The following is an 18,752-nucleotide window of genomic DNA, read 5'->3' on the forward strand; positions in this document are numbered from 1 at the left end:
GTCCGGCCTCGGCGGCCGCGCCGACCAGTTCGGCGACGGGCTCTCCGTGGACCTCGACGATCGTCGTCTACATACCCACATACGGGCTGTATCGCCCCCCGATTGCACGCGAATCGTGATCTCGGACGGGGCAAGATTCACGGTCTATCGTATGAAATACCGGACCGATGTACGACGACATACTGGTGCCGACTGACGGGAGCGAGGGGACTGCGGAGACGCTCGACCACGCAATCGAGATCGCTGGGAACCACGATGCCACCCTGCATGCGATCTCGGTGATGGACCAGCGCGTCTATCTGGCGGCCGAGGACGACGAGCGCGACGAGATCATCGACCGACTCCGCCGGGACGCCGAGGCGGCGATCGAAGACGTCGCGGACAGGATTGCTGAGACCGACCTCGCCCTCGAAACCGCGGTGGTCGACGGAACGCCGTACAAGGAGATTCTGGGCTACGCTGACGAGCACGACATCGATCTGGTCACGATTGGGACCCACGGCCGGACGGGCCGGGACAAACTGGAGAACCTCGGGAGCGTCACCGAACGAGTAGTGAGGGAAGCGGATCGGACGGTGCTGGTCGTCAGTATCGGGTGACTACTGGCCGGTCGTCCGGAGCGCCGACTGGAGTCCCGTCTCGGCGACGTTCGCGCCGTACTCGGCGATCCGCTCGATGCTGTCGAGGACACTGGCGAGGAGCTGCGGTTCGGGCACGTCCTCGTCGTACAGCGACCGGTCGAGCGCCCGGACGTCAGCGACGACGCTGTCCCGATCGACGAAGACGGCCTGCAGATCGCCGATCGAGCCGCCGTCGAGCCCGGCCTCTAGCGCCGCCCGGAGCACCCCGCGAGAGCGCTCGCCGAGGCTGACGAGATCCTCGTGAAACCGCTCGGGCGGGGCGTCGTGCTGGCGCGTCGCCACGACCGCCGTCTTCTCGGCGTGGTCGGCGACCCGCTCCAGCTGGCGGGCCATCCGGTAGTACGCGAAGGCAGTCGGGCGGTCGACATCGAGCTGGGCAATCTCGCGGAACTCCGCGAGGCCGCGGTGGAACTGTCGGCTTACCAGAGCGAACAGCCGGTCGACGTCGTCGTCCTGATCGATCACGCGACGGGCGAGTTCGTCGTCGTTTTCGAGGATCGCACGGATCGCATCCTCGTGCATCGACAGCGCCGTCAGCTGCATCTGGACGACGGTCTGGCGAAGCGACACTTCCGTCCCGTCGAGCAGGCTGTGGACCAGCAACGAATCCTCCGTCACCGCCTGGATCTCGACGCCGACGAGTCCGTTGACCGTCGAGCGTGCGGCCCGCCGCTGTTCTGCGGAGAGCCCGGTCGAGGACTCGATCGTAATCTCGTCGTAGCCGGTGACGTAGGCCGTTTCGAGCGTCTTTTTCATCGCCTCGGGATCGACGCCCCGGACGTCGACGGTGATGGCGTCGTCGTCGTGCTCGGCCGTCCGTTTCAGCGCCACGAGTCGGTCGGTGCCCGGATACAGGACGAGCGGTGTCCCCGTCTCGACGTCGTTGGTCGTCGCCCACTCTTTGGGCAAGGAGATCGTGTAGGTCGACCCGCCGGTGAGCTGGACCTTCCGTTCGACCGGTTCGGGATTCCCGTTCATACTCATCGGCCGGTCATCGTCGTTCCGTAGGGCATGGTCAGTAGATCAACTCGTCGTCGCTTTCGATCATGTACAGGGTTCTCGCGGCGATGTTGACGGCGTGGTCGCCGACGCGTTCGAGATCTCTAACCGCCAGCAGATGCGTCGAGATGTCGTCGAGGATCGTTTCGGTCGTCTCGTCGGCCGGGCGTTCGAGCAGGCTCCGGACGATCCGATCGTTGACTTGCTCACAGCGATCGTCGAGCGCATCGTCGCGCTCGGCGACGTCGTAGGTCGCATCGGCGTCGTCGCGGGCGTACGCCCCCATCGCCGTCTCGACCATCTCGACTGCGGTCTCGCCGATCTCCTGTAGTTCGGCGGTCGCGTCGGGATCGACAGCCGCCCGGCGGGCGTAGCCCGCGAGGTTGGTCGCCAGATCCGCGATCCGCTCCAGATCGGTGATGATCTTGAACGAGGCGGCAATAAAGCGGAGATCACCGGCGACGGGCTGTTGGAGCGCCAGGATGTCGACACAGTCCTGTTCGAGATCGAGATACAGCTGGTTGATCTCGTCGTCGCCACGAACGACACGTTCGATGACCGCCTCGTCGCCGGACCCGAGCGCATCGAGCGCCAGTTCGAGCCGCTCGACGACGAGTTCGCTCATGTCGAGGACGTTCCCGCGCAGCCGTTCGAGCTGTCGTTGGTAGTCGTGTCGTGGCATGGTTATCCGAACTTCCCGGTGATGTACTCCTCGACGCGGTCGTGTTCCGGGTTCTCGAAGATCTTGTTGGTGTTGTCGAACTCGACGAGCTGTCCGCCGGTAAGAAAGACCGCCGTCTTGTCGGAGATCCGGGCGGCCTGTTGCATGTTGTGCGTGACGATGAGAACGGTGTATTCCTCGACCAGATCGGCGATCAGATCCTCGATCTTCGAGGCGGCGACCGGGTCGAGCGCCGAGGTCGGCTCGTCCATCAGGATCACTTCGGGATCGGTCGCGATGGCACGAGCGATACAGAGGCGCTGTTGTTGCCCACCGGAGAGGTCCAGTCCCGACGAATCGAGTTGATCCTTCACTTCGTCCCACAGCGCCGCGCCACGGAGCGCCTCCTCGACGGCGTCGTCGAGGTCGACGTCGTCGGCTTTCCCCTGCACGCGCAGGCCGTAGGCGACGTTGTCGTAGATCGACTTTGGGAACGGGTTCGGTTTCTGGAACACCATGCCGATCTTCCGCCGGAGCGCGACCGGATCGACGTCGTCGTCGTAGACGTCTTTCCCGTGGAAGCGAAGATCCCCCTCGATCCGACACGCGTCGATCTGGTCGTTCATGCGGTTGACACACCGCAGGAAGGTGGATTTCCCACAGCCAGACGGCCCGATGATCGCGGTGACTTTGTGTTCGGGGATCTCCATCGAGACGTCATCGAGGGCCTGCTCGTCGCCGTAGTAGACATCGAGGTGTCGTGAAGCGACAACTGTCTCGTCCGGCCGCTCGACCCGTCCTGTGCTACTCGTCTGCACGTCGGTCGTGATGAGTTTATCTCCTTCTGTTGCCATGTTAGACCTCCGTCTCGTACCTGTTTCGCAGGTAGATCGCGATCCCGTTCATCGCGAACATAAACGCAAGCAGGACGACGATACCGGTTGCCGCCAGATGGATGAAATGCTGGCTCGGTTCGTTCGCCCAGTTGTAGATCTGGGTCGGCATCGCGCTGAACCGATCGAGCGGGCCAAACGGCATCCGGTTGGTAAACAGCGCGCCGACCATGATCAGCGGGGCCGTCTCGCCGATCGCCCGGGCCAGCGCGAGGATGGTCCCGGTCATGATACCGGGCATCGCAGCGGGCAACACGACCTTCCGAATCGTCTGCCACTTCGTCGCACCGGTCGCGTAGGAACCGTTCCTGACGCCGTCCGGAACGGCCCGGAGCGCCTCCTGGGTCGAGACGATGATAATCGGCATCACGAGCAGGGCGAGCGCGATCGCCCCGGCGAGCAGGATCGGCCCCATACCGATCCCGTTGACGAACGCGGCGAGCGCGAGCAGTCCGTAGACGATCGAGGGGACGCCAGCGAGGTTCGCGAGGTTCGCCTCGATAAGCCGCGTGACCCGGTTGTCCGGCGCGTACTCTTCGAGGTAGATCGCCGATCCGACGCCGACGAAAAACGAAAGGATCGCCGTCAGGACCATCAGCATGATCGAGGCGATGATCGCACCGCGGAACCCGGAGAGCTCCTCGCGCCGGGAGCCGTCCCGCGTAAGGAAGTCGCTCATGCTGATGTTGAACTCCGTCATCCCAACGTAGAAGTCGGTGGCGACGTCGAACAACAGGAGCGCGAGCATGACGACGCCGAACATCGACGCCGCGAAGATGATCCAGAGGAAAAGCCGGTTTTTCAGGTGCTCCCAGCCGAGATCGATCTCGGTGAACAGGTCCTCGTCGTCGGTTTCCGTATCGGTGCTCATCGGTACTCCTCCTGGAAGCGGCGTTTGAACCAGTCGTTGAGCAGATTCATCGTCAGCGTCATCACGAACAGAAACAGCCCGACCGCGAACAGGCTCTGGTACTCGATGGTCCCGACCGCGGACGTTCCGCGGGCCATCGAGACCATGTAGGCGGTCATCGTCATGATCTCGTCGAACGGGTTCGCGGTGATGTTGGCGTTGAACCCGGCCGCCAGCGTCACTGCCATCGTCTCGCCGATCGCGCGCGAGACCGCGAGAATGTAGGATGCGAACACGCCCGAGATCGACGCCGGAAGCACGATCTTCGTCGAGACGTCGAACTTCGTCGCGCCGAGGGCGTACGCGCCGTTTCGCAGGTCGTCGGGCACCGCGGACATGGCGTCCTCGCTGATCGAGGAGACCATCGGGATCGTCATGATACCGACCACGAGCATCCCCGAGAGCATGCTGTACCGGCCGATGTTGATCCCGAACAGCGAGTCGGCGATCGGGCCGAGTAACACGGGGTTAATGAAGGCGATCGCGAAGTAACCGTAGACGATCGTCGGGATTCCGGCGAGCACTTCCAGCGTCGGCTTGAGCTTCGCACGGACGCCCGGCGAGGCGTACTCCGAGAGGTAGATCGCGGTCGCCGTCCCGATCGGGATCGAGACGAACGCCGCGCCGACGGTGATCACGAGCGTCCCGTAGACGATCGGCAGGACACCGTGAGCAGGGGTCGCGTGATCCGGTGCCCATCGCGTGCCGGTGAAGAACTCGGTGAAGGTGATCGCCTGTTCGGTGCTCGCGCCCAGCAGCATCTGGGTGAGTCTCGCTCCGAAGAAGTAGCTCGCAGCATTATCCAGCAACACGAAAAAGATCGCGAGCGTCGTGAGGACCGTGACGGCGGCACAGCCGAAAAGCGCGCGGCGAGCACGCCGGTTGGCTGCCAGATCGCTCTGGGCGGTGCCGCCTGTGATCCCCGGCCCGTGGTCAGTGTCAGTGCTCATCGGTTCCCTCGTGATTACTCACGCTGGACGGTGAGCTCGTCCGGGTCCACGCCGACCTGATCGAGCCAGCTGTCGATCTTGTCGTGGTTCTCCTCGGTGACCTCGTCGGGTGCCGCAAAGAATCCCTCGTCGCGGGCGAACTCCTGGGCGTTGTTGGCGTAGAACCGGGCGAACGAGCCGATGAGATCGGGATTCTCCTCGAGGCTCGCCAGATTGACAAACGCAAAGAGCGGTCGGGCAAGCGGGGAGTACAGCCCCTCTTCGATGTTTTCCTCGGTGGGCAGATAGAACTCGCCGTCGGCGTCGCTCTCGACGGGGACCGCCTCGATCGGCTCGTCGTCCCGAATGTCGGCCAGATAGCCGAGTCCGCCCCAGCCAAAGCCGTGTAGGTTCCCGGCCACGGCGTTCATGATCTCGTTGGTTGCACTGGTCGCGGAGTAGTCGTCTCGAATGTCGCCGACATCGCCGTTGATATTTTCGGTGAAGTAATCGAAGGTCCCGGACGCGCTGTCCCGGGCGTGGAGCTGCATCTCCTCGTCGGGCCACTCGTCGCGGACGTCGCTCCACTGTGTAATCTCGTCGGTCGCCTCGAACTCCCAGATCAGCTCGAGTTCCTCGAGCGTGATGTTGTCGACCCAGTCGTTCTCGGAGTTTTTCACGACCGACAGGCCGTCGAGCCCGACCTCGAGGAACCCGTACTCCACGTCGTTTTCCCCACAGAGATCGATTTCGTCCTCGGAGATCTGGCGGCTCGCACTCTGGACCCCGGAGTTCCCGCGACAGAACTCCTGGAACCCCGCACCGGTCCCCTCCGGCGCGACGTCGACGAGCACGTCCGGATACTCGTTGGCGAAGTTTTCGCCCGCCCAGTCCGTGATCGGTGCGACGGTGTTCGATCCCGACGCGTCGATCGTTCCCGAAATTTCGCCGTCAGCGCCGCCGAGACAGCCCGCCAGTGCCAGCCCGCCGACCACGCCCGCGGAGGCGAGAAACGTTCGTCGCGTGCTGTCAGTTCGTCCGGTGCTGTCGCCCGTGTCCGATGGGTTCTGTGCCATCGAGTACCGATATGGGAAATTCCAATAAGTAGGCTGCTATGAGCTATATATTTGAACCTGTATCTATATATTGTATGCTATATCACTATGTTCCACTACATAGTTCGACGGGCCGTGAGACAGATTTATACTCCCAACCCGCCGACCTACGACCGACGTGGGGGCGAACACACCGACAGGACCGATCGACGCCGCAAGACGGGCGCTCAAGCGCGAGCGCCGTCAGTTGCGCGAGGAGGTCGATGCGTTCACGGCCTTCGGCGAGCGGGTGGTCGATCTCGATGCCACGCAGCCGACGCCGAACCGGCCGAAAGCGCCGGTGGCGGAACCGACCTCCGCGAGCCTGCAGGCGGTCCGGGATGCCTACTCCGAGACCGTGATGAGCGTCTCGCACTTCGAGCTTGCGTACGACGAGTCCCTGCCCGAGCACATGGCCGGCGAACTGGGCGAGGAGGTTTCCGCGGCCGTGGTCGGCAGCCAGTCGCTCCATCCACCCCTGAAACGAAGCCTCATCACGACGACGAACGAGGCGATCAGAACCCGAAAGCGGGTGCTCGCCCTGATCGACGGGGAAGAAGAGCGCCTCGACGAGGCCGAACGGACGGTGGTCGACACCATAGAGCGGATCGATTCGATCCTCGACCAGCCGATCGACCGGATGGAGTTCAACAGCCTCCGGCTCACCCGCGAACGACTCCTCGATCTCCGTGCGGAGTGTGACGAACTGGTCGACGAGCGCCAGGACTTTCTCGAACAGCAGCGCCGCGAACTGCCCGATCCAATGACCGGTCTCGCGGAGTATCTCTACCAGTACTGCGAGACGACGTTCCCGCTGCTCGCCGTGTACGCGCGTCTGGCCGACGTCATCGATCGCTCGATCGAGCGTGCCGAGCGCCGGCTCGCAGAAGCGTCGTAGCTCATTCGACGCCGGTGATCTCGAAGCGTGCGCCGCCGTCCGCCCCGTCAGTAACCGAGATCGTCCAGTTATGTGCCTCGACGATATCCGTCACGATTGAGAGGCCAACCCCGGAGCCATTGTCCGCGATGGTGTACTGTGTCTCGAAGACGTTTTCGCGCTCATCAGGAGGGATCCCGGGTCCGTCGTCCTCGACTGCGAATCCAGTTACGGCACCGCCGGATTCGACCGCTTCGACCTCGATCGAAACGTCGGACCCGGCGTGCTTGACGGAGTTTCTGAACAGGTTTTCGAGGACTCTGGATAGCTGTGACCGATCTGCCTCCACGAGGATTTCTTGATCCGGCAGCGACAGTGAGGCATCGATCGCGCTGACACTCCGCCATGCATCCTGACAGACATCGGATATCAACACCGTCGTGGTGTCGAGATCGACTCCCTCAGCCTGTGAGAGTGCAATGACATCGTCGATGATCTCGTCCATCCGATCGAGAGATGCGACGACTTCGTTGACGTGTGATTGATCGCCGGTCTCCATGGCGAGCTCGGCGTGTCCTCTGGCGATATTCAACGGGTTCCTGATGTCGTGTGTGAGCGCCTCTGCAAACTCCTCTAACCGCCCAGTCCGCCGCTGTAGCTCCTGCTCTGTCAGTTTCCGGTCAGTAATCCGCCGTGTGATCCCGACAAGTCCGACCACCTCATCGTCGACACGGAGCGGCTGTTTCGACGTCCGATTCCACTGCTGGATCTCCGGCAGATACTCTTCTTTGTCGATGATCGCGACGTCCTCCTCGACCACCCGCATATCATCGGCGTAGCTCTCCTCGATGTGTTCGTCCGCGATCCCCTCGACTTCTAGATCCGTTTTTCCCACCACATCCTCCGCGAACTCGAGATGCTTGCTCACCCGGACGTGACGGCCATCGCGATCCTTGACGTAGACGTGGGCCGGGATGGACTCGAAGACCGTATCGAGCCGGTTGACCTCCGCTTTGAGTTCACGTCGCTCCTGCATCGACGACGTAACATCGACGACGAATCCCTCGATCTGCTCGTCCGAGACTGCCCGAAATCGGTCACGGACCCAGCGTTCGTCACCACAGTCGGTCTCGATCCGGTAGGAAATCGTCTCGACATCCTCTCGTGGCGGCTCGCTCACCACGTCGACGAGCGCCGGTCGGTCGTCCTCGACGACGATATCGAGCCAGCCCCGCTCGTCGCCGTCGAGATCGGACGCTTCGAGGCCCAAAAGCTCCTGCAGGCCGGGCGTCGCTCGCTCGACTGGCTGTGGTCGGGAACTGGACCGTCGGTACACGGTTCCTGGCGTCTCGTCAACGACGGCTTTGAGCGGTGAATCGAACATGCTCGAATCTGACGTACTGCAACCGTACTGCCGCCCGATGCGTCTACTGTACGCAGCGAATGAACGCTACTAAATGTTCTGGATCCGACACGAGCTATCGGTCGGCATCTCGTCGCTCGACGCCGGTAATTTCGATCCGTGTGCCGCCGCTCTCGGGGCTCGTGAGATGAATCTGCCAGCCGTGAGCCTCGACGATTTCGGCGACGATCGGCAGGCCAAAGCCCGTCCCGTCGGGATGTGTCGTGTACGATTCCTCGAACACTCGCTCGCGCTCTTCCTGAGAAATACCGGGGCCGTCGTCGGCGACGGCAAAGCCCTCGTCCAGCAGCTCGACGTCGATCCGAACCTCCGTGCCGCCGTGCTGGACCGCGTTGGTAAACAGGTTTTCGAGCAGCCGACGGAGCTGGGAACGGTCGGCCAGCACCTCCCGGTCCGCGGGGAAGTCGATCTTGGCGCGTGGCGCGGTAATCGAGTGGGCCGCACCGTGACAGAGCCGCTGGAGGGAGACCCATTCCGGATCGATGTCGGGGTCGTGGCGAGCGAGCGTCAACACGTCGTCGATGATGGCATCAGCCTGATCGAGCGCGTCGATGGTCTCATCGAGATGTGCCGGATCACCGGTTGATTCCGCGAGTTCGAGCCGACCAAGCGCCGCCGTGAGCGGGTTTCGGATGTCGTGGGCGACGATATCGGCAAACTCCTCTAACCGGTCGGTTTCCTCGCGGAGCTGCTTTTCGGCGCGCTTGCGCTCGGTGATGTCTCGCGAGACGCCGATGATCCCCTGCACCTCGCCGTTCTCGTCGGTCCAGGGCACTTTCGAGGTGAGGCTCCACTGATCGAGCCCCGGCAGGTACTCCTCCTGATCGAGGATCGGCTCGCCGGACTCGATGACCTGTCTATCGTCACGGAGACCGCGCTCCCCACGCGGATCGCTGTCCGCAGCGATCTCGGCATCGGTTTTGCCCACGAACTCCACTCGCTTTTCGAGGTGGTCGCTCACGCGCAGGTGGACTCCATCGTCGTCTTTCACATAGAGATGAACCGGGATCGACTCGAAGAGCTGGTCGAGCAGGTGCGACTCCGTTTTGAGCTCCTGGTGTCGTCGCTCGTCCTCGGTGACATCGAACAGGATACCATCGAGCACGTCTGCGTGATCCTGCGGCACTGCGGCGACATCACGCACCCAGACCGGATCGTCGGTCCCGAGCCGATAGCGCAGGTCGACGCTCTCGCCCGGGTTCAGGGATCCGACCGCCTTCACTGCATCCCGGTCGTCGGGATGGACGATATCGAGCCAGTCGGGGTCCGAGGTCCGCTGGTCGAGGATGTCGAGTGCTGGAGCAGGGCCGTCGTCCAGCGACAGCACACGCTGGCCGTCGCCCAGACGGCGGCGGTACTGGCGACCGCCGGCGAGCGCTGCAGGCACGTCGTCGATGCTGTGCTCTGTCATCAGTCTCGGGTGTGTCGGTGATAGTTCTCGCCGCCATGATACTAAGCGTTCGGGCGCTCTCGGCTAGTCGTCTCGGCTCCCCACGACGTCGACGCCGGTGATCTCGAAGCGGGCACCGCCGGAAGCGCTCGCAGACAGGTCGATCTCCCAGCCGTGAGCGTCGATGACCTGCTCAACGATTGCGAGGCCAAACCCGGTTCCAGTCTCGGCTGTCGTGTACTGCTGTTCGAAGACACGCTCGCGCTCTTCCGCTGGGATGCCGGGTCCGTCATCTTCGACTGCGAAGCCGTCCTCGATCCGCTCGACGGTAATTGTAACCGTCTCGCCGCCGTGCTCTACGGCGTCCTGACGAGTTTTCGAGTCAGGGCTTGTGGAACCGTGTTCCACAGCGTCCTGCTGAGCCTGCGAGTCAGGGCTCGTAGAGCCGTGTTCTACGGCGTTCTTGAACAGATTCTCCAGCGCCCGCGCGAGCTGTGACCGGTCGCCCCGGAACTCCAGGTCCTCGTCGGGCAGCGAGAGCGTGGCCTCGGCCGTCTCGACGTGTGACCAGGCGGTCTCTGCGGCGGTCGACAGCTGGAGTACCTCGGGATCGAGGTCGGCCGCACCCTGTCGAGAAAGCGCCAGCACGTCGTCGAGGATGGCGTTTGCCCGCTCGATCGACTGCCTGACCTGTTCGACGTACTCGGTCTCGGCGTCGGGCTCCTCGATCAGCTCCGCGTAGCCCCGTGCGACCGATAACGGGTTCCGGATATCGTGGCTGACGATGTCGACGAACTGTTCGAGACGCTCGGTCTTTCGTTCGAGCTCTGCCTTCGCCTGTTTTCGCTCGGTGATCCGTCTGGTTGCCCCGAGTAGCCCCATCGTCTCGCCGTCCTCGTCGTAGATCGGGACCTTCGAGGTGAGATCCCACTCGCCAACCGCCGGGTAGTGTTCCTCCTGATCGAGGATCGTCTCGTCGGTCTCGATCACTCGCATGTCGTCCTCGTAGGCGCGCCGTCCTGATTCGGGTTCAGTGAAGCCGATGTCGATATCGCGCTTGCCGATCACTTCCTCCGGAAAGTCGATGTGGTCGCTTACGTACTGGTGGCGGGCCTCCTCGTCTTTGATGTAGACGTGGATCGGCACGTGTTCGAAGATGTCGTCGAGCAGCTCGGCGTCCCGTTCGAGGGACTCGCGGTGCGCGATCTCCTGGGTGACCTCGAAGCAAACACCCTCGATCTGGTCGTCGTCATGTCGCGCGAAGCGGTCCCGAACCCAGCGCGTCCAGCCGCCGTCGGTTCGGATGCGATAGGTCACGGTGGTCGGCTCCCCGCCTGCTCTCCCGACCGCCGCCCGCACGTCCTCCTGATCGGCCGGGTGGACGTGATCCAGCCAGCGCTCCGGAGCCGTCGACAGGCCAAGCAGCGCGCCGATCTGTCCCCCACCCGATTCGAGGCGGTGCCCACCGTCCGTTCGGCGACGATACGGGACGCCGTCGGCGTCGGCAAGGGCGCGAGCGAGCGCGTCCGGTGACGGGGAATCTCCGGTCATACTCGATGGCCGCCAGCGGAGGACTGATCGATCACGTAACTCACAACTATCATCATAGAACCGTATACAGACGCGTAAGCGTTGCGCTCGAAGGGGTGTTACGGACTGGCGCGCTGGCCGCCGTCCGAAATCATTTTGACCCACGCTCGCGGAAGGTCGGTATGCCGACCGAATCGGACACTGAGTACGACCCGACCCTCGGGAACAAGTTCGTTTTCGTCACCGGGGGCGTGATGTCGGGACTCGGCAAGGGGATTACGGCCGCCAGCACGGGCCGACTCCTGAAAAACGCCGGGTTCGACGTCACGGCAGTAAAGATCGACCCGTATCTCAATGTGGATGCGGGCACGATGAACCCCTACCAGCACGGCGAGGTGTACGTGTTAAAAGACGGCGGCGAGGTCGACCTCGATCTCGGGAACTACGAGCGGTTCCTCGACATCGACATGACCTTCGACCACAACGTCACGACGGGGAAGACGTACAAGCACGTCATCGAAAAAGAGCGCGCGGGCGATTATCTCGGCAAGACCGTCCAGATCATCCCCCACATCACCGACGACATCAAGCGGCGGATCCGCGAGGCCGCCGAGGGCACCGACGTCTGTCTCATCGAGGTCGGCGGCACAGTCGGGGACATCGAGGGGATGCCGTATCTCGAAGCGCTGCGCCAGTTCGCCCACGAGGAAGACGACGACGACATTCTCTTTACACACGTCACGCTCGTCCCCTACTCGAAAAACGGCGAGCAGAAGACCAAACCCACTCAGCACAGCGTCAAGGAACTGCGCTCGATCGGTCTCCAGCCCGACATCCTCGTCGGGCGCTGTGAGGACCGGCTGGATCTCGATACCAAAGAGAAGATCGCGCTGTTCTGTGACGTGCCGATGGAGGCCGTCTTCTCGAACCCCGACGTCGAGGACATCTATCACGTCCCGCTGATGGTCGAAGAAGAGGGTCTCGACGAGTACGTCATGGAGCGGCTCGGACTCGCCGACGCCGCGCTTCCGCCGGAGGAACGTGATAACGAGTGGCGCGAGGTCGTCACCCAGCCCACCACGGGCGATGTCGAGATCGGTCTCGTCGGCAAGTACGGCCTCGAAGACGCCTACATGTCGATCCACGAGGCGCTGAAACACGCCGGGCTCGAAGCGAGCGTCGACGTGGAGGTTACGTGGGTCCACTCCGAGGAGCTTGCGGACGGCCACGACGGCCAGCTCGATGATCTGGACGGCATCGTCGTTCCCGGTGGCTTCGGCTCCCGGGGCACGGAGGGGAAGATCGAGGCGGTCCGATACGCCCGCGAGAACGACGTCCCCTACCTCGGGCTCTGTCTCGGCTTCCAGATGGCGGTCGTCGAGTACGCCCGAAACGTCCTCGGACTGGAGGGCGCACACTCCGCCGAGATCGAGGAGGACACACCCCACCCGATCATCGACATCCTGCCCGAGCAGTACGAGGTCGAGGACATGGGCGGGACGATGCGACTGGGCGCACACGAGACCGATATCGAGGCCGGAACGCTGGCCCACGAGGTCTACGGCGAGATGTCCTGTACCGAACGCCATCGCCACCGCTACGAGGTCAACCCCGAATACATCGACGAGCTGGAAGAGGCGGGTCTCGTCTTCTCGGGTACATCCAACAATCGCATGGAGATCGTCGAACTCGCCGATCATCCCTACTTCTTCGGGACGCAGTTCCATCCCGAGTTCCGCTCGCGGCCGACGCGGGCGAGCCCGCCATTTGTCGGGCTGCTTGACGCGATGGTCGAACAGGTCGAGGACACCGAACAGACGGAGGTCGAACTATAATGGTAGACGTAGATTCATTCATCACGGAGAAAGTCACAGAGATCGAAGACGCAGTCGGCGACGAAAACGCGGTCATCGCGCTGTCGGGCGGGGTCGACTCCTCGACTGCCGCGGCGCTGGCCTACGAGGCCATCGGCGACCAGCTCACGGCTGTGTACGTCGACACCGGCCTGATGCGCAAGGGCGAAACCGAGCAGATCCGCGAGACGTTCTCGTATATGGACTCGCTGCGGATCGTCGACGCACAGGAGCGATTTCTCGACGCGCTCGGCGAGACGACCGATCCCGAGGAGAAACGCCACATCATCGGCGAGCAGTTCATCCGGGAGTTCGAGACGGTCGCGAAAGACGTCGACGCCGACTATCTCGTGCAGGGAACGATCTACCCCGACCGGATCGAGAGCGAAGGCACGATCAAATCCCACCACAACGTCGGTGGCCTGCCCGAGGTCGTCGACTTCGAGGGGATCGTCGAGCCGATGCGTGATCTCTACAAGGACGAAGTACGGGAGGTCGCCCGCGAACTCGATCTGGACGCCCTCGTCGCCGAGCGGATGCCGTTCCCCGGCCCCGGTCTCGCCGTGCGGATCATCGGCGAGATCACCGCCGAAAAGCTCGAAGTCGCCCGTGAAGCGAACCACGTCGTCGAGGAAGAACTAGAGGAGTACGAGCCGTGGCAGGCGCTGGCCGCAGTGATCGGCAAGGCCACGGGCGTCAAAGGCGACAACCGCGTCCACGGCTGGGTCGTCTCAGTCCGGTCCGTCGAATCGCGTGACGGCATGACCGCACGCGCACAGGAGATCGACTGGGAGACGCTCCAGCGCATCCAGAGCCGGATCACTGGCTCCCACGAGAACGTCGCCCGCGTCGTCTACGACGTCACCCACAAACCGCCCGCGACCATCGAGTACGAGTAATGTACGCGATTCTCGCAGGTCCCGACCCGGACGATCTGGGCGAACAGCTCCGTGAGCAGGGCGTCGAAGTCACAGCGATCGATGGCCTGGCCACCCGTCCCAAACTCGAAGAAGCGGGCGTCCACCGGGCCGCATTGCTGGTCCTCACTGATGTCGAGCAGGCGACGGCGATTGCGATCGCGAAGGACATCAACGACGACGTCCGAGCAGTCGTCTACGACCGCCAGTCCCTGCCGGAGTTCGCCAGCGCACAGACGGATCTCGCGGTCGATCCCGAGCTGCTGGGGGCCGAAACGGTTGCTGAAGAACTGGCAGCGGAATAGCGACGATCCGTTTCCGTACGCCCCGCAAACCCGGGCAGCCCTCGACGGACTGTCCCGGGGCGCTCTGACATGGCGCACTCGTGACGTGTCCCGGATGGTATGTAAGGCCCGGAGACAGTTGCCGTGTATTTACCTTCGTTTGCGCGTTTTATCCGAATTAAGTACCGGCGTTGACCCTGGCAGCGATGGTGAATTCCCCACGCTCGGAATCGTTCCGTACACGCCGATTTTGAACGATATTTAGACAGTTTGAACGGTGTCGGTTGCAGCCCCGGTCAGGGAACTGTTATGACACCGGCAGCCGCTAGCATCGATCGATGACACTCGATCAGCTACCCGACCTCGACCCGTCCGACGGAGAACTCCTCGACGCAGAAGTCGTCGTGACCGACGACGTACTAGTCAAGGCGTTCGCGCTCGGTCCCGGCGCGGAGCTATCGCCACACGAACACGCCGACGCGACGAACGTATTTCATATCATTGAGGGCGAAGTGACGGTGATCCAGGACGGCGAGGAGGAGACGATTTCCGCGCCCGGCGTCGTGCTTCACGGGCGCGGGGTCGCCCACGGCGCGCGCAATGACACGGACGAGACTGCGGTGCTGACCGCGAGCCTCTGTCCGCTACCCTCGTAGCCTACTGCCCTGCCCGCGTAACCTAGCGCCCCGCCAGCCCGGCGAGATGGCCTGCCTCCTCGACGATGATCGCCTCGGCACCTAGCCGTGCGGCGTTCTCGCTGCCCGGCAGACAGAACACGGGCGTCTCCTCGACGATGCCCGCGGTCGCTCGCGTCCCGACGATCCGGGTGCCGATCTCGTCGTAGGAGAGCATCCGGAACAGTTCGCCGAAGCCGGGCAGTTCCTTTGTGAACAGTGCGGAGACGGCCTCGATCGTCACATCGTCGGGCGTGACGCCGGTACCGCCTGTGGTGACGACGACATCGACGTCTTCGCGCGCCGCCAGGACGTCGACGGTGTCCCGGACCGCGCCGTGGGCGTCCCCGACCAGTTCGCGCGCGACGACCTCGTGGCCCTCGCTCTCGAACGCTGCAGCGATGGCGTCCCCGGCCGGATCGTCGTCGAGCGTCCGTGAGGTCGAGACGGTGACGACCGCCGCGCCGAGCGATTCGACGTCGTGGTGATGGTGGTCGTGGCCCTCGTCGTGTTCGTGGTGGTGCTCCTCAGTGTTGTCGTCGTGCTGGGCGTCCCCGTCGTCGGGAGCGTGCTCGTTCGAATCCTGCTCGTCGCCGTTCTCGTCCTCGGCGTCGTCGCTCAGGCCACGGGATGTGTCGCGTTGCTGGAAATCGACCATGCGAGGGCGTTCGAATCCCGCCACCAAAATTCCTTGTCAGGAAATCCGGCTCTGGAATCATCCCTATCAGGCTATATTGGTCGATACAGCGTTGCAGAGAGCGACAGCTCGGCGGTGTAGTCTGCCAAAAAACTGTGAGTGTTGTCCGTCGCTGTGAACGACAGCTTATTGTCGGACGACGTTCGCTGCGCGAGGCCCCTTGGGCGAGGACTCGATGTCGAACTCGACCTCAGTACCTTCGGTGAGGTCTTCGCCGCCGACGTCTTCCATGTGGAAGAACACGTCTTCGTCGTCGTCGAGGTCGCCGTCGTCTGTCGAAATGAAACCGTAGCCGCCTGTGTCGTTGAAGAAATCAACCTTACCGTTTGCCATTACAAACAGACAGAGGGGTGGATGAGGGATAACCCTTGCGAGGGTCGGGGTACCATGACCCGCCACCGGGATCGGTGCGTACGTTCGACCGTTCCGCTCCTCGGAACGCTTATTTTGCGGGGGAATATTCGATTTGAATATGGATCGTCGCACGTTCCTCGGTGCGGCAACCGGCTCGTTCGCTGTCGGCACGGCCGGCTGTTTCGGTCTCTTTTCTTCCCATGATGGCGTCGCGCTGCTTGACACCGACCTCGCCAATAGCGGGTGGCAGCCGTCCGCGTCACCTCCCGACGACGTCACCGTCGTCGACTGGCTCTCGAACACGTGGGGGCAGGTGACACAGCCAGTCGTCAATGACGGTATTGCGTACCTCGTCAGTGGGCTCCGCAAGTCACAACTGCATGCGTTCGACGTCGAGACCGGCGATCGGCGGTGGACGACGGAACTGGATTCCTACTCGATCGAGGGGCCAATCGGCGTGACGGGTGAACACGTTTTCGCCGCCAACGAGCGCGGCGTTCACGCGTTCGACCGGGAGACGGGCGAGGAGATGTGGGTTCAGGGTGGCGGGTACGTGCAGGGCGACAGCCAGACCGGGGTCGCCGTCACGGGCGATGTGGTGTACGCGGTGCTGTCTCCGGGCCCGGAGGACCCTCACCTGTTCGCAATCGATCCGGATACCGGCGAGGAACGCTGTGCCCGCGAAATCGACGGGCGATCGCCGCCGATAGTGCGTGACGGCCGACTCTATCTCGCCAGTCGTGAGACGCTTTATGCGCTCGACACCGAGACCGGCGAGACGATCTGGGCGCTCGATAGCGACTCCGACATCGAGGCTGTCACGCCAGCGGTCGGACCGAAGCGAGTGTACGCAGTCCACGAGGAGGGCCTCATCGCGGTCGATGCGACGACTGGCGAACGCGAGTGGGAACAGTCCGGTGCCTACCAGTCTTCCAGCCCGGCGCTCGACGGGGATCGCCTGTACGTCGGCGTCGGCGAGGGGGACACTGGCGATCGATCGCCCGGTCTCGTCGCACTCGATCGATCGAGCGGCACGATCGAGTGGCAGTTCGCGAGCGACACCGGTGCCGGGTTGCTGACGCCAGTCGTTGATGATGGGACGGTCTACGTCGCCGGTACCGACTTCCGGCTGTACGCGCTCGATAGCACTACTGGCGACCGTCGCTGGGTTCGACCAACACAGTGGACCGTGGGCACACCTGCCATCGCCGACGGCACAGTACTGGCGAGCGTCGGCGGGCGACTGCTGTCGTTCAGCGAGGATGGGCCGGACGCGCTTGCCGGACATCCGGAGCTTGACCCCGACGCCGACCCGCCAGCGCCCGAGTATATGAACCACGAGTTCTACTTCGGCACCGAGGGGTACGAGGTTGCGGCGACGGCGACCGCCGAAGTAGTTCAGGACGAGGAGCCGCCGTTCGACGCCACCTTCGACGTCGTCGACGAGGAAGGGCAGGTAGCGATCGAGTTCACGCTGGCCACGACCGGTGAGACAACTGTCTCACTGACACCGACGGGATTTCGCGGGTTTGCGTGGCCGTTCGGGGCGATCGAGGTACAGGATGAGTCCACTGACTCTACGATCCGTCTCTGGAGCGACGCGTACGAGTCGGGGGATAACAGATGGGACATGGAGCCCCCCGAGCGGCCAGAGGTCACTGTCGAGCCGGGCGAGTCGGCCACCGGAGCGTACAGGCTTACGCCGGCTAGCCACGGTATCCAGCCCGGCCGGTACGCTCGCGAACTCGAAAGCATACCGATCAACACCGGGGCAGACAGCCACCGATGGCTCCTGAACGTCGATTTCGAACTCGATATCGAGCAAGTGGCCCCCGACACGGGATCGCCTGTGTTCGACCTCGTCGTGGCCGACGAGACCGATGCTCCCGCGGAGTTCGACGGCTATCTCTCTGTCGAACCACTTGAACCCATCACCGACAGCCATCCCGGGCTGGTCGAGGTCACTCTCACGGGCGGGCCGGAGGAGTACGGCGCTGCTGCCCATCGGTCGGTGCCGTGGGGGGCCTACGTCGGCCGTGGATCGGACGGGTCACGCCTCGTACTGTTCCCTGCCGACATCTACGCCCCTGCACACGTTCACGCGGAAACCGAGGGCGAGGACGGCTGGTGGCGACCCGGATTTCTCACGTATATGGACAAGAGGTACGGGCCGGGCGGACGCTCGGTCGATCCCGCCGAGAGATTTTCACGGCGATACGTCGTGGTGTCTCACCCCGAAAACGACGGCCCGCCCTCACCCGGTTCGTACGTCTTCGAGTGCGGCTACGCTGATCTGGATACGGAGTTCACCTGGGGCTTTGTGCTGTCGCTTGTCGAGGCCTGATCACTTCTCTGACTCGTCGAAAAAGAGCAAGACGCCGATGGCAAAGCCGATAGCAACTGCGATCCCGTAGGTGAACGCATCGACGAGGCCGTCGCCGAGAAGGTGGCCGAAGACCACGCCGAACACCATTGCGACGAGAAATGACGCCGCCGTCGTCCCCCGTTTCGTCTCCGGATACCGGAGCTCCATACCCGAACGGTTGGGCGGCCCGAGCAAAACCCCTGGGACGGCTGTCCAGTGCGTGCTTATGGTCGAATCGTGTCAGTATTTATGTATTATCGG

At 63.3% G+C, this 18,752-nt stretch carries 19 protein-coding genes; 7 read left to right on the forward strand and 12 right to left on the reverse strand.

Features of this window, described 5'->3' with window-relative positions; genetic code table 11:
* Window positions 1-167: 167 nt before the first annotated feature.
* Window positions 168-599 (forward strand): universal stress protein, encoded by a 432-nt coding sequence (locus tag AArcSt11_RS02120; RefSeq protein WP_250594147.1) that lies wholly within the window; start codon window positions 168-170, stop codon window positions 597-599.
* Here AArcSt11_RS02120 and AArcSt11_RS02125 read toward each other — a convergent pair whose 3' ends face one another.
* From AArcSt11_RS02125 to AArcSt11_RS02150, 6 genes are read right to left on the reverse strand one after another with little or no spacing between them, the layout of a single operon-like run.
* Window positions 600-1,619: a phosphate uptake regulator PhoU gene (locus AArcSt11_RS02125; RefSeq protein ID WP_250594149.1), complete on the reverse strand. Its 1,020-nt coding sequence runs from the start codon at window positions 1,617-1,619 to the stop codon at window positions 600-602.
* Between the two features lie 37 nt (window positions 1,620-1,656).
* Entirely contained in the window at window positions 1,657-2,322 is a 666-nt protein-coding gene (phoU, locus tag AArcSt11_RS02130; protein ID WP_250594151.1) for a phosphate signaling complex protein PhoU, read from the reverse strand.
* Window positions 2,323-2,324: 2 nt separating this feature from the next.
* Window positions 2,325-3,155, reverse strand: a complete 831-nt coding sequence (pstB, locus tag AArcSt11_RS02135; protein ID WP_250594153.1) for a phosphate ABC transporter ATP-binding protein PstB — start codon at window positions 3,153-3,155, stop codon at window positions 2,325-2,327.
* 1 nt (window position 3,156) lies between these two features.
* Window positions 3,157-4,065 (reverse strand): phosphate ABC transporter permease PstA, encoded by a 909-nt coding sequence (gene pstA, locus AArcSt11_RS02140; RefSeq protein ID WP_250594155.1) that lies wholly within the window; start codon window positions 4,063-4,065, stop codon window positions 3,157-3,159.
* Entirely contained in the window at window positions 4,062-5,054 is a 993-nt protein-coding gene (gene pstC / locus AArcSt11_RS02145) for a phosphate ABC transporter permease subunit PstC (RefSeq protein ID WP_250594157.1), read from the reverse strand. Before pstC ends, pstA begins: the two co-directional genes overlap by 4 nt.
* 14 nt (window positions 5,055-5,068) lie before the next feature.
* Window positions 5,069-6,109: a PstS family phosphate ABC transporter substrate-binding protein gene (locus AArcSt11_RS02150; RefSeq protein ID WP_250594159.1), complete on the reverse strand. Its 1,041-nt coding sequence runs from the start codon at window positions 6,107-6,109 to the stop codon at window positions 5,069-5,071.
* A gap of 157 nt (window positions 6,110-6,266) precedes the next feature.
* Between AArcSt11_RS02150 and AArcSt11_RS02155 the strand changes: the two genes are divergently transcribed.
* Complete coding sequence (locus AArcSt11_RS02155; protein WP_250594161.1) at window positions 6,267-7,025, forward strand: DUF7260 family protein; 759 nt, start codon at window positions 6,267-6,269, stop codon at window positions 7,023-7,025.
* A gap of 1 nt (window position 7,026) precedes the next feature.
* Here the strand turns inward: AArcSt11_RS02155 and AArcSt11_RS02160 are convergent, their stop codons facing one another.
* The 3 genes from AArcSt11_RS02160 to AArcSt11_RS02170 all read right to left on the reverse strand — a co-directional run bounded on the left by AArcSt11_RS02160 (window position 7,027) and on the right by AArcSt11_RS02170 (window position 11,368).
* Window positions 7,027-8,388 (reverse strand): PAS domain-containing sensor histidine kinase, encoded by a 1,362-nt coding sequence (locus AArcSt11_RS02160; RefSeq protein WP_250594163.1) that lies wholly within the window; start codon window positions 8,386-8,388, stop codon window positions 7,027-7,029.
* 94 nt (window positions 8,389-8,482) lie between these two features.
* On the reverse strand, window positions 8,483-9,838 hold the full coding sequence (locus AArcSt11_RS02165) for an ATP-binding protein (RefSeq protein ID WP_250594165.1): 1,356 nt from the start codon (window positions 9,836-9,838) through the stop codon (window positions 8,483-8,485).
* A 63-nt stretch (window positions 9,839-9,901) separates the two neighbouring features.
* Window positions 9,902-11,368 (reverse strand): PAS domain-containing sensor histidine kinase, encoded by a 1,467-nt coding sequence (locus AArcSt11_RS02170; protein ID WP_250594167.1) that lies wholly within the window; start codon window positions 11,366-11,368, stop codon window positions 9,902-9,904.
* Window positions 11,369-11,529: 161 nt separating this feature from the next.
* Between AArcSt11_RS02170 and pyrG the strand changes: the two genes are divergently transcribed.
* The 4 genes from pyrG (at window position 11,530) to AArcSt11_RS02190 (ending at window position 15,057) form a co-directional block, all read left to right on the forward strand.
* On the forward strand, window positions 11,530-13,182 hold the full coding sequence (gene pyrG, locus AArcSt11_RS02175; RefSeq protein ID WP_250594169.1) for a CTP synthase: 1,653 nt from the start codon (window positions 11,530-11,532) through the stop codon (window positions 13,180-13,182).
* Entirely contained in the window at window positions 13,182-14,099 is a 918-nt protein-coding gene (gene guaA, locus AArcSt11_RS02180) for a glutamine-hydrolyzing GMP synthase (RefSeq protein WP_250594171.1), read from the forward strand. The genes pyrG and guaA overlap by 1 nt, the downstream gene beginning before the upstream one ends.
* Window positions 14,099-14,422: a DUF7126 family protein gene (locus AArcSt11_RS02185; RefSeq protein WP_250594173.1), complete on the forward strand. Its 324-nt coding sequence runs from the start codon at window positions 14,099-14,101 to the stop codon at window positions 14,420-14,422. Before guaA ends, AArcSt11_RS02185 begins: the two co-directional genes overlap by 1 nt.
* Window positions 14,423-14,739: 317 nt before the next feature.
* Window positions 14,740-15,057 (forward strand): cupin domain-containing protein, encoded by a 318-nt coding sequence (locus tag AArcSt11_RS02190; protein WP_250594175.1) that lies wholly within the window; start codon window positions 14,740-14,742, stop codon window positions 15,055-15,057.
* A gap of 22 nt (window positions 15,058-15,079) precedes the next feature.
* Here the strand turns inward: AArcSt11_RS02190 and AArcSt11_RS02195 are convergent, their stop codons facing one another.
* Complete coding sequence (locus tag AArcSt11_RS02195; RefSeq protein ID WP_250594177.1) at window positions 15,080-15,733, reverse strand: MogA/MoaB family molybdenum cofactor biosynthesis protein; 654 nt, start codon at window positions 15,731-15,733, stop codon at window positions 15,080-15,082.
* 165 nt (window positions 15,734-15,898) lie between these two features.
* Window positions 15,899-16,105, reverse strand: a complete 207-nt coding sequence (locus AArcSt11_RS02200) for a cold-shock protein (RefSeq protein WP_008418277.1) — start codon at window positions 16,103-16,105, stop codon at window positions 15,899-15,901.
* A 139-nt stretch (window positions 16,106-16,244) separates the two neighbouring features.
* Between AArcSt11_RS02200 and AArcSt11_RS02205 the strand changes: the two genes are divergently transcribed.
* On the forward strand, window positions 16,245-18,470 hold the full coding sequence (locus tag AArcSt11_RS02205) for an outer membrane protein assembly factor BamB family protein (protein ID WP_250594179.1): 2,226 nt from the start codon (window positions 16,245-16,247) through the stop codon (window positions 18,468-18,470).
* On the opposite strand, the gene AArcSt11_RS02210 is transcribed toward AArcSt11_RS02205, so the two are convergent.
* The gene (locus AArcSt11_RS02210; protein WP_250594181.1) at window positions 18,471-18,659 is read right to left on the reverse strand and encodes a hypothetical protein; all 189 of its coding nucleotides are present in this window, start codon (window positions 18,657-18,659) and stop codon (window positions 18,471-18,473) included.
* Between the last annotated feature and the right edge of the window lie 93 nt (window positions 18,660-18,752).

It is taken from the genome of Natranaeroarchaeum aerophilus (genome assembly GCF_023638055.1).
Lineage (GTDB): Archaea > Halobacteriota > Halobacteria > Halobacteriales > Natronoarchaeaceae > Natranaeroarchaeum > Natranaeroarchaeum aerophilum.